Raw genomic sequence first — 11,732 nt, forward strand, 5'->3', positions numbered from 1 at the left:
CTCGTCGGGGTGCTTTTCACCTTTCCCTCACGGTACTGGTTCACTATCGGTCGCTGAGGAGTACTTAGGCTTGGAGGGTGGTCCCCCCGTGTTCAGACAGAATTTCACGTGTTCCGCCTTACTCAAGGATACATCATCGCATTACCCGTACGGGGCTATCACCCTCTAAGGCCCTGCTTTCCTGACAGGTTCCGGTTGTCTTTGATGTATCACTGGCCTGATCCGCGTTCGCTCGCCACTACTAACGGAGTCTCGTTTGATGTCCTTTCCTCCGGGTACTTAGATGTTTCAGTTCCCCGGGTTCGCTTAAAACCTCCTATGTATTCAGAGATTTCATACCTTCACTTGATAACTGGAAATCCAAAACCTCACGGCTTGGTCTCAAACATTGCTGTTCAAACCCCAAGATACGAGATCTTGGAGTTCCAGCTATCGAAGGTGGGTTTCCCCATTCGGAAATCCATGGATCAAAGCTTCTTCGCAGCTCCCCATGGCTTATCGCAGCGTAGCACGTCCTTCATCGCCTCTCAGCGCCAAGGCATCCACCGAACACCCTTAAGGCACTTGATTGCTCTCATTATCAATGTCCACACACTCGGCAGAATGTAGTCCGTACAATTGCCTTGAGGTCGAAACCCCAAAACGCGCACCCTCGATGAATGCTATGCACGGCCGGACAATGATTAGAAAGACCAGCTTGCTTCGTAAGATCAACCCGATAGCGAGGCGGTCAAGCTTCGCTAAAAAGATCATTTACAACTCACTCATCTCACTCATCTTGCGATGAATTACGATGCGCGAGCGCCGAAATGATCTGGAGATTATGAATTGGGCTCCGCAAATTGCTTTGCAGACCCAAAACTCGGATCAATCTCCTCTTTACGATGTCAGAAATCACGCACGCGTATCCCGTAGGACACGACATGCGAAGTGATGCTTCGCGGACGATTTGAATTGCGCTTTGTTAGCAGGCCACTTTGTCGATCTTCAATTCCATCTGGTGGAGCCAGACGGGATCGAACCGACGACCTCATGCTTGCAAAGCACGCGCTCTCCCAGCTGAGCTATGGCCCCGTACCAGAAGACGAATGCTTACGTCGGTCATGAGACGTGATGCGCTCGATCAAAGTGGTGGGCCTGGGAAGACTTGAACTTCCGACCTCACGCTTATCAAGCGCGCGCTCTAACCAACTGAGCTACAAGCCCCTAACACGAGAGGCCGCAGTGGCGCGCACCGGCTTGACGCCAGATGCATCGCACAAGCGCTAAGCCCCTGGCGCGTGTTCGTCCGCGAAGAAAGAGAAACGTAGACGGCGAAATCCCGCCAATGCAGCTCAACGATCCTGACGATCGTTGGCCACTGATGTTTCTAAAACGGTTCGATATCCGCAAGCTACAAGTAGCAAGCTTCTGAAGAACCATCCTTAGAAAGGAGGTGATCCAGCCGCAGGTTCCCCTACGGCTACCTTGTTACGACTTCACCCCAGTCGCTGACCCTACCGTGGCCGGCTGCCTCCCTTGCGGGTTAGCGCACCGTCTTCAGGTAAAACCAACTCCCATGGTGTGACGGGCGGTGTGTACAAGGCCCGGGAACGTATTCACCGTGGCGTGCTGATCCACGATTACTAGCGATTCCAACTTCATGGGCTCGAGTTGCAGAGCCCAATCCGAACTGAGACGGCTTTTTGAGATTTGCGAAGGGTTGCCCCTTAGCGTCCCATTGTCACCGCCATTGTAGCACGTGTGTAGCCCAGCCCGTAAGGGCCATGAGGACTTGACGTCATCCCCACCTTCCTCGCGGCTTATCACCGGCAGTCTCCTTAGAGTGCTCAACTAAATGGTAGCAACTAAGGACGGGGGTTGCGCTCGTTGCGGGACTTAACCCAACATCTCACGACACGAGCTGACGACAGCCATGCAGCACCTGTCTCCGGTCCAGCCGAACTGAAGAACTCCGTCTCTGGAGTCCGCGACCGGGATGTCAAGGGCTGGTAAGGTTCTGCGCGTTGCGTCGAATTAAACCACATGCTCCACCGCTTGTGCGGGCCCCCGTCAATTCCTTTGAGTTTTAATCTTGCGACCGTACTCCCCAGGCGGAATGCTTAAAGCGTTAGCTGCGCCACTAGTGAGTAAACCCACTAACGGCTGGCATTCATCGTTTACGGCGTGGACTACCAGGGTATCTAATCCTGTTTGCTCCCCACGCTTTCGTGCCTCAGCGTCAGTATCGGGCCAGTGAGCCGCCTTCGCCACTGGTGTTCTTGCGAATATCTACGAATTTCACCTCTACACTCGCAGTTCCACTCACCTCTCCCGAACTCAAGATCTTCAGTATCAAAGGCAGTTCTGGAGTTGAGCTCCAGGATTTCACCCCTGACTTAAAGACCCGCCTACGCACCCTTTACGCCCAGTGATTCCGAGCAACGCTAGCCCCCTTCGTATTACCGCGGCTGCTGGCACGAAGTTAGCCGGGGCTTATTCTTGCGGTACCGTCATTATCTTCCCGCACAAAAGAGCTTTACAACCCTAGGGCCTTCATCACTCACGCGGCATGGCTGGATCAGGCTTGCGCCCATTGTCCAATATTCCCCACTGCTGCCTCCCGTAGGAGTTTGGGCCGTGTCTCAGTCCCAATGTGGCTGATCATCCTCTCAGACCAGCTACTGATCGTCGCCTTGGTGAGCCGTTACCTCACCAACTAGCTAATCAGACGCGGGCCAATCTTTCGGCGATAAATCTTTCCCCGTAAGGGCTTATCCGGTATTAGCACAAGTTTCCCTGTGTTGTTCCGAACCAAAAGGTATGTTCCCACGCGTTACTCACCCGTCTGCCGCTGACGTATTGCTACGCCCGCTCGACTTGCATGTGTTAAGCCTGCCGCCAGCGTTCGCTCTGAGCCAGGATCAAACTCTCAAGTTGGACTTGAAACTTCAAACCGGCTGATCACAACGTTTGACGAGGTCCCACCATTTTTTGCCGGCCGAAGCCGACAAGCTGCCTACGATTCACATCATGGGCAACGATGGTGTAACCTATGTAAACGTGTACCGCCGAAGTCTTTCGTCCGGCCCCAACACTTCAATACTTGTGTATTCAAGTAATCGAGGCCCGCAAGGACTCCGCCGTCCACGTTTCTCTTTCTTCATCTTCACTTGTCAAACAGCCCGGGACCCGAAGGACCCATCTCCCAAGGTTGGGAGCTTCCCACTACTGGGAGTTCCGGAAGCAACTTCACCGGACGGCAAATAACAACCGATTGGTATCGGCTGTTGATTCACTCATCATAATGAGGAGCTTCACGGGCGCGACAACTTGCCTTGGCCTCAGGGCCAAAGCAGCGCCGCGCTCAGTGGTCGGGTTATAGGCCCACCCGATCGGACCTGTCAACGCCCTTCGTCAACAAAATGTCGCACGATGTGGAAGAAATTTTGGACCCCAAGAAGTCTATATATTTGGGGGCCTTGCGCCGTACTTGAGCCACAATCCTGCGACGTTCTGACTATAACGTATGCATTGAACCGCCGGATGCCAGTGGGGGCTGCCGGTGTTCATCTACCAGGGATCGGCGATTTCAATGAACCCGTCGCCTTTCCCCACGCGGCCGAGAAACATCGAGAGATCTGCACATCATTGACGTTCGAGATTCCGGCCGGTCTTCTGGCCTCTGATTCCCGAATATCGATTCGTGTGGCGCGCGGTGCACCGGGATCCTCCTTAATTGGAGGGCAAAACCGGATCTGGATCGAGCGAAGGTCTAGTCGAATGTTGATGGAATTTGGGGGGGACACCGGGTTGAATCAGAAGGCGTCACGCGGAAGCGGCTATGGACGCGAGACCGGGATCATTGATCTCGGTCACGAGCCGCCGCTTTCCGTCGATGGCACCGAGGCCGCGGTGATCGACCGCCGCCGTGTCTCCGTACAATGGTTTAGCGGCACTATCCTGACTGGTCTGTGCGGCGCAGCTCTCATCGGCGGCGCCGTTTTCGCGTCGCTCGACGGCGAAATGACCTTTGCCAAGGTGCCGGAGCGCGTCGAAGGCGCGTTGCGCGGCGCTTTCGGCGCCAACGATCGTACCGCCAGCCTGCACAAGAGCGACCGCCTGCCGCCGCCAGGCGAATCGACAGCCGCGCGTAACGTCTTGCGGGTCTCGACCGTCACCCGGGTCGGCAACCGCGACGTGATGCGGGTTCGGCCGTTCATCCGGATCTCCGGCAATTTGTCGATGACGACGAGCGACCTTTCCGCCAAAATCCCGCCATTCAACGCCCAGCGCATGCTGACCGATGTCGGCGCCCCCACCCCCGCCGCCGCCGACGATCCGAACAACCCCGATGCCGTCGAACCCGATGCCGAGGTCTCCTTCGTCACCAAGGACCTGGCATCGGTGCTGCCGAAGGCGAAACTCGCCGCCGTGGTCGCCCTCGACGAAGTCCTGATGCGGGTGCGGGACGCCGCCAACTGGCGCGGCAACACCGGCGGCGTACGCTATACGGCGCTGGCGAACGCCGCCGCCGATGCCAGCGGCGTCCAGTCCGACATGAAACTGGCCTACGCCACCGAGGGCACCGTCTCCGATCCCTATGCCGGCTTTGAAACCCGCGTGGTGCCGGAAAACGTCACGCTGCTGCCGAAGACCAAAGACCAAATCACCGGCGGCAACCCTTCCAACGAGCGCATTCACGTCGTGAAGAAGGGCGATACGGTCACCTCGATCCTGCGCGATCAGGGGGCAACGCCGGACGAGGCCAAGGCGATCGCCGCAACGCTGGGCGCCCGCGGCCGCGACGGCGGCCTGAAGGAAGGCCAGAAACTCCGCATTCTGATGGCCCCTGCCGCCCCCGGCCCGGGCGTGCGGCTGCAGCCCTACCGGGTGGTCGTCGCCAACGAAACCACCATCGAGGCCGTTGCCGCGCTGTCCGACGTCGGCAAATACGTCGCCGTCGACGTGCAGAGCATGAACACCGTCGCCGAGGCGGCCGCCGGTAAAGATGACGACGACGATGAGGATGACGGCACCGGCGTCCGGCTCTACCAGAGCATTTACGAGACCGCGTTGCGCAACAAGGTGCCGGCCACCGTCATCGAGGACATGGTCAAGATCTATTCCTACGACGTCGACTTCCAGCGCAAGGTACAGCCCGGCGATTCCTTCGACGTGTTCTTCGCCGGCGAGGACGACGGCGCGACCATCACCGAAAAGACCGAGGTGCTGTTCGCTTCGCTCACGGTCGGCGGCGAAACCAAGAAATATTACCGCTTCCAGACCCCCGACGACGCGGTCGTCGACTACTACGACGAGACCGGCAAGAGCGCGAAGAAGTTCCTGGTGCGCAAACCGGTCAACAACGCGATCATGCGCTCGGGCTTCGGCGGACGCCGCCATCCGATCCTCGGCTACACCAAGATGCACACCGGCGTCGACTGGGCCACGCCTTACGGCACGCCGATCTTCGCTTCCGGCAACGGCGTCGTCGAGAAAGTCGGCTGGGAAGGCGGCTACGGCAAATACGTCAAGCTGAAGCACAACAACGGTTACGAGACCGCCTACGGCCACATGTCGGCATTCGCCAAGGGCATGGAGCCCGGCAAGCGGGTGCGTCAGGGCCAGGTGATCGGCTTCGTCGGATCGACGGGCATGTCGACCGGCGCGCACGTGCATTACGAAATCCTGGTCAACGGCCGCTTCGTCGATCCGATGCGCGTGAAGCTGCCGCGTGGCCGCTCGCTCGAAGGCCCGGTCATGGCGGGCTTCGAGAAGGAACGCGATCGTCTCGATCTCCAGATGAACAATCGCGGCGCCGCGCGTGTCTCCGATGCCGCCGGCAGCACCGCTGCGCCATCGGTGCGGCAAGTCAGCCGCTGAGCGTTTAACTTCCCGGCTTTTCACCTCGTATGTTCGTTAGCGTGAAGTTGCACGCGTTACTGTTCCGCGACGCGGAATGTTTTGCGCGCACACGTACTTCACTCAAGTTCCTCCGCGACAAAATCGCATCGCGCGCGTCGCGATAATGCTTGCGAGCATTTCGGACGCAGTCCACTCTTGTTGCAAGAAGACGATGGGGGGCGGCGAAGGATGCAGGCATATCTCGCACGGCGATTGTTGGCGCTTGTCCCGGCGCTGTTCTTTGCCAGCCTGATTGTCTTCGTCATCGTGCGGCTGGTGCCGGGCAACGTCATCGACATGATGCTCGCCCAGAACGACGTCGGCGCCGACAAGCTCTCGCGTGACCAGCTGATCGCAACGCTCGGCCTCGATCGCCCGATGTGGCTGCAATATTTTCACTGGATCGGCGGCATCCTTTTTCACGGCGATTTCGGCCGCTCGCTCTGGCAGAATACGCCGGTGCGCGAGCTGCTCGGCGCACGGCTGCCGGTCACGTTCCAGCTCGGCTTCATGGCGCTGATCATCGCGCTGATCATCGCGCTGCCGATCGGCATCTATTCTGCGATCCGGCAGGACACCGCCGGTGACTATCTCACCCGTTCGTTCTCGATCCTGATGCTGGCGGTGCCGAGCTTCTGGATGGGCACCATGGTGATGGTGTTCCCGTCGATCTGGTGGGGCTGGTCGCCGCAGGTGAACTTCGTCGCGTTCACCGACAATCCCCTGCAGAATCTCAAGCAGATGATTCTGCCGGCGATTATTCTGGGCACCGCGCTGTCGGCCATCACCATGCGCCTGACCCGCACCATGATGCTGGAGGTGCTGCGCCAGGACTATATCCGCACCGCCTGGGCCAAGGGCCTGTCGGAACGGCTGGTCGTCATCCGGCATGCACTGCGCAACGCGCTGATCCCGGTGGTCACGCTGATCGGCCTGCAGGCGCCGATCCTGATCGGCGGCGCCGTCATCGTCGAGCAGATCTTCGTCATTCCCGGCATGGGCCTGTTGCTGCTCGACGCCATCAGCCAGCGCGACTACCCGATCATTACCGGCGTCAGCCTCGTGATCGGTCTTTGCGTGATGCTGATCAATCTCGCCGTCGACCTGAGCTACGGCCTGCTGGATCCCAAGGTGAGATACCGCTGATGACGCTGGCGATCGATATTCCGGCCACGAACGGCAAGACCGAGCGCAACGGCGTCCTCCGCTTTGTGATTCGCCTGTTCCGCGAGAAGCCGCTCGGCGCCGCCGGCGGCGTCGTCTTCATCCTGTTCCTGCTGTGCGGAATCTTCGCCGATGTTCTGGCGCCCTATGGCATGAACCAGATCAGCCCGCGCAACCGCCTGATGGCGCCGTCATGGGCCTATCCGTTCGGAACCGACAATCTCGGCCGCGACATGCTCTCGCGCTGTCTCTATGGCGCCCAGATTTCCGTCATCATCGCCTTTGCCGCCGCGTCGCTGGCCACCGTCATCTCCATCGTGATCGGCATCATCACCGGCTATCTCGGCGGCAAGATCGATCTCATCACGCAGCGTTTCGTCGATGCCTGGATGAGCTTTCCCGATCTGATCATCCTCCTGGTCGTGGTCTCGGTGCTCGGTCCCGGCCTGCCGCAGATCATCGGTACGCTCGGCCTGCTGCTCGGCATCGCCGGCTCGCGAATCATTCGTTCCGCCGTGGTGTCGGTGCGCGAGAACATGTATGTGCACGCCGCCCAATCGATCGGCGCCTCGACCGGCCGCATCCTGTGGCGGCACATCCTGCCCAACATCATGCCGCCGATCATCGTGCTGTTCACGACGCGCGTCGGCACCGTGATCCTCGCCGAGTCGGGCCTGTCGTTTCTCGGCCTTGGCGTGCCGCCGCCGACGCCGACCTGGGGCGGCATGCTGTCGGGCTCGGGCCGCACCTTCATGTTCCAGGGACCCTGGCTGGCGCTGGCGCCGGGCCTTTGTCTGACGATCGTCGTTTACGCCACCAACGTGTTCGGAGATGCCTTGCGGGACCTGCTCGACCCACGCATGCGCGGATCAAGATAAGTCGCTGAATTAAGAATAAAGGAGGAAACAATGAGTGTTATTCGCAACGCCTGGCGCCTGGCCGCCGGGTCGGCCGCGATCCTGTTGGCGCTGGCCATGCCGGCATCGGCGCAAACCGAAGCAAAACCGCAATATGGCGGCACGCTCGAGATCGGCACCGTCTATGTGACGCTGTCGGCCTTGTCGTTCGACCCGGCCGACTGGAACTGGAAGCTCAACCACGACACCGGCAACTATCTCGAGCAATTGTTCGCCGCCGACCTCTCGAAGTCGAAGAAAAACGGCGGCAAGCATCCATTCTACGCCGACGCCTACCTGCCTTCCGACGCCATCCGTGGCGAACTGGCGGAAAGCTGGGAGTGGAAAAAGGATCCGTTGCGCGTCGAGATCCGCCTGCGCAAGGGCATCATGTTCCCGGACAAGCCGGGTGTGATGCAATCGCGCGAGTTGACCGCCGAAGACGTCGTGTTCAGCTATAATCGCCTCGCCAAGAGCCCGAAAGCGCAGGCCGGGTACTTCTCCTATGTCGACAAGGTAGAGGCTACCGACCGCCACACCGTGGTGTTCACCTTCAACTCGTTCCACGCCGAATGGGACTACCGCTTCGGCTGGGGTTACTACTCGCCGATCTACCCGAAGGAAATGGCCGACGCCGGCGCCACCAACTGGAAGAACGGCAACGGCACCGGGCCGTTCATGCTGACCGACTTCGTGCAGGGCAACTCCAACACCTACTCCAAGAATCCGATCTACTGGGACAAGGAGAAGATCGGGGGCGCCGAATACAAGCTGCCCTTCGTCGACAAGGTGGTCTATCGCACCATCAAGGACGAGGCGACGTTCCTCACCGCACTGAGAACCGGAAAGCTCGACATCCTCGAGACGATCAGGTGGTCGGCGGTCGATGAACTGAAGAAGAGCGCGCCGCAATTGCAGTGGTCGAAATGGCTCAACATGAGCGGCACGTTCCTTGCGATGCGCGTCGATACCAAACCGTTCGACGACATCAGGGTCCGCCGCGCGCTCAACCTCGCCGTCAACAAGCAGGAAATCGTCAAGGAATTTTACGGCGGCAACGCCGAGCTGTTCGCCTATCCGCAGCATCCCGATTACGGCGGATACTTCGAACCGCTGTCGGCCATGCCTGACTCGGTCAAAGAACTGTTCACTTACAATCCCGAGAAGGCGAAGAAGCTGCTGGCCGAAGCCGGCGTGCCGAAGGGATTTACCTTCAAGGTGCAGGTCTGCTCGTGCAGTCCCGATCACATCGACCTGATTCCGCTGCTGGCGGCCTATCTCGAGCAGGTCGGCGTCAAGATCGAAATCCAGACCATGGAATATGGCGCGTTTCTTTCCGCCATGACCACCAAGACCAACGCGGCCGGTTATTTAATGAACAACGGCCACACCAACCCGACGCGCTCGCTGCACAAGAGCTTCTTCACCAAGGAGGTCTGGAACCCGTCGCAATGGTCCGATCCGAAGCTGGACGCCAAGCTCGACGAAATGTACCGCACGTCGGACGAGGAAAAACGCGTCGAGATAATCCGCGATATCACCCGCGAGATCGTCGACAAGGCGCCATACATTTGGCTTCCCACCCCCTATATCTTCACGGCCTGGTGGCCCTGGGTGAAGAACTATGCCGGCGAACTTCGCGCCGGCGCCGTTCGTCCCGGGCCGATCTACGCCCGGATCTGGGTCGATCAGGAACTCAAGAAGAAGATGGGCCATTGAGCGGACGAGCGGCGATGACGCGCCCACTGCTGGAAGTCAAAAACCTGACGACGCGGTTCCGCACCGAGCGCGGAACCGTGACCGCGGTCGATGGCGTCTCGTTTCATGTCGATCCCGGCGAGACGCTCGCGATCGTCGGCGAGTCCGGATCCGGCAAGAGCGTGACCGCGCTCTCGGTGTTGCGCCTGATCCCGAATCCGCCCGGCCGGATCGAGAGCGGCGAGATCCTGTTCGACGGCACGGATCTGTTGAAGCTCGACGATCCCGGCATCCGCGCGGTCCGCGGCAACAAGATCGCGATGATTTTCCAGGAACCGATGTCCTCGCTCAATCCGGCGCTGACCGTCGGCCTCCAGGTCGCCGAGCCGATCAACGTGCATCGGGGCACGCCGTGGGACAAAGCCTATGAGGCTGCGACCGAACTGATCGGCCGCGTCCGCATCGGCGATGCCGCGAGCCGGCTCGGCTCCTATCCGCACCAGTATTCCGGCGGCATGCGCCAGCGCGTGATGATCGCAATGGCGCTGGCCTGCGCGCCGCGCCTGATCATCGCGGATGAGCCGACCACGGCGCTCGACGTCACGGTTCAGGCGCAGATCCTCGACCTCCTGAAGGAAGTCACGCGTGAGACCGGCTCCTCGCTGATCCTGATCACCCATGATCTCGGCGTCGTCGCCCGCTACGCCGACCGCGTCGCGGTCATGTATGGCGGCCGCATCGTCGAGGTCGCGCCGGCGCGCGAGCTCTACGCCCGGCCACGGCATCCCTATACGTCAGGCCTGATGGCTTCCGTCCCGCGCCTCGATGGCGGCGGCGGGCGGCGCCTGATGCCGATCGAGGGCCAGCCGCCTGATCTGGCCAGCCTGCCGCCCGGCTGTTCCTTCGCGCCGCGCTGCCGCTCGGTCCTGGAACAATGCCGAACCGCGAAGCCTGAACTGGTTCAGGTCGCCGACCGTCACGCCAAAGCGTGTTTCGCCCATGTCTGACGCGCTGCCCGAGCCATCCGTCGATACCATCCTCCGGGTCGAAGATCTGAAGGTTCATTTCCCGGTCACCAAGGGAATCATCCTTCAGCGCCAGGTCGCGACCGTCAAAGCGGTCGACGGCGTTTCGTTCACCATCCGGCGCGGCGAGACGCTGGGCCTCGTCGGCGAAAGCGGCTCCGGCAAATCGACTACCGGACTAGCAGTACTGCGGATGCTGACGCCGACCGCCGGGAGGATCGTGTTCGAGGGACAGGACATCGCCCCGCACCGCGGCGCCGAACTATTGGGTGTGCGGCGCCGGATGCAGATGGTCTATCAGGACCCTTATGGGTCGCTCAATCCGCGCATGACGATCCGCAACATCGTCGGCGAGCCGCTGGCCGTTCATGGCCTCGATGGCGACAAGGCGGCGACCCGCGACAAGATCGCGTCCCTGATCGCCTCCGTCGGCCTGTTGCCCGACATGGCCGATCGCTATCCGCATGAATTCTCCGGCGGCCAGCGCCAGCGCATCGGCATCGCCCGCGCGCTGGCGCTGGAGCCGAGCCTCTTGATCGCCGACGAGCCGGTGTCCGCGCTCGACGTCTCGATCCAGGCGCAGGTCATCAACCTGTTCATGGACCTGCAGGAGCGGCTGGGGCTGACCTATCTGTTCATCGCGCATGACCTGGCTGTCGTCCGCCACATCTCGACGCGCATCGCGGTGATGTATCTCGGCCGCCTCGTCGAAATCGCCGACCGCGACGATCTCTATCGCAATCCGCTGCACCCCTACACCGAAGCCCTGATGGCGGCGGTGCCCGTCGCCGATCCCGAGGTGGAGGCGCGCCGGCCGCGTGCGGTGATCTCAGGTGAAGTGCCGAGCGCGCTGCGGCCGCCGCCCGGATGCAGCTTCCACACCCGTTGCCCGCGCGCCATGGCGGTGTGCAAGACCGATCAGCCGCCGCTCCGCGAACTCGGTCCGGGACGCGCGGTCGCCTGTCATCTCCATGCAGGCTGAACTTTCGTAAAATTCGCAACGGTCGGGTTCTTAGCGCGTTGTCATTTTTGTGGCAGCCAGGCCCGGCCGCAACGACAAGTT

At 60.6% G+C, this 11,732-nt stretch carries 6 protein-coding genes, 2 tRNA genes and 2 rRNA genes (1 of these 10 cut by a window edge); 6 read left to right on the top strand and 4 right to left on the bottom strand.

Annotated elements, in window-relative coordinates:
• From JQ575_RS13450 to JQ575_RS13465, 4 genes are all read right to left on the bottom strand, one after another.
• A 23S ribosomal RNA gene (locus JQ575_RS13450) occupies positions 1–570 on the bottom strand (it extends 2,275 nt beyond the left edge of the window).
• 428 nt (positions 571–998) lie between these two features.
• Positions 999–1,074: transfer RNA gene (locus tag JQ575_RS13455), tRNA-Ala, on the bottom strand.
• 55 nt (positions 1,075–1,129) lie between these two features.
• Positions 1,130–1,206, bottom strand: a tRNA-Ile gene (locus tag JQ575_RS13460).
• A 222-nt stretch (positions 1,207–1,428) separates the two neighbouring features.
• Positions 1,429–2,919: ribosomal RNA gene (locus JQ575_RS13465) — 16S ribosomal RNA — on the bottom strand.
• Together the 16S and 23S rRNA genes with 2 tRNA genes alongside form the textbook arrangement of a ribosomal RNA operon.
• Positions 2,920–3,792: 873 nt before the next feature.
• Between JQ575_RS13465 and JQ575_RS13470 the strand changes: the two genes are divergently transcribed.
• The 6 genes from JQ575_RS13470 to JQ575_RS13495 all read left to right on the top strand — a co-directional run bounded on the left by JQ575_RS13470 (position 3,793) and on the right by JQ575_RS13495 (position 11,651).
• A complete protein-coding gene (locus JQ575_RS13470; protein WP_212033673.1) occupies positions 3,793–5,865 on the top strand; it encodes a M23 family metallopeptidase in 2,073 nt (690 codons plus the stop codon).
• A 210-nt stretch (positions 5,866–6,075) separates the two neighbouring features.
• Positions 6,076–7,032, top strand: coding sequence for an ABC transporter permease (locus JQ575_RS13475; protein WP_211994099.1), 957 nt, complete (start codon positions 6,076–6,078; stop codon positions 7,030–7,032).
• Positions 7,032–7,928, top strand: a complete 897-nt coding sequence (locus tag JQ575_RS13480) for an ABC transporter permease (protein ID WP_212033674.1) — start codon at positions 7,032–7,034, stop codon at positions 7,926–7,928. Before JQ575_RS13475 ends, JQ575_RS13480 begins: the two co-directional genes overlap by 1 nt.
• Positions 7,929–7,958: 30 nt before the next feature.
• Entirely contained in the window at positions 7,959–9,665 is a 1,707-nt protein-coding gene (locus tag JQ575_RS13485) for an ABC transporter substrate-binding protein (RefSeq protein WP_212033675.1), read from the top strand.
• A gap of 14 nt (positions 9,666–9,679) precedes the next feature.
• Positions 9,680–10,651, top strand: coding sequence for an ABC transporter ATP-binding protein (locus JQ575_RS13490; protein WP_212033676.1), 972 nt, complete (start codon positions 9,680–9,682; stop codon positions 10,649–10,651).
• Entirely contained in the window at positions 10,644–11,651 is a 1,008-nt protein-coding gene (locus tag JQ575_RS13495; RefSeq protein WP_210337426.1) for an ABC transporter ATP-binding protein, read from the top strand. The genes JQ575_RS13490 and JQ575_RS13495 overlap by 8 nt, the downstream gene beginning before the upstream one ends.
• Positions 11,652–11,732: the final 81 nt, after the last annotated feature.

It is taken from the genome of Bradyrhizobium sp. JYMT SZCCT0428 (assembly GCF_018131075.1).
In the GTDB taxonomy this organism is placed as follows: Bacteria; Pseudomonadota; Alphaproteobacteria; order Rhizobiales; family Xanthobacteraceae; genus Bradyrhizobium.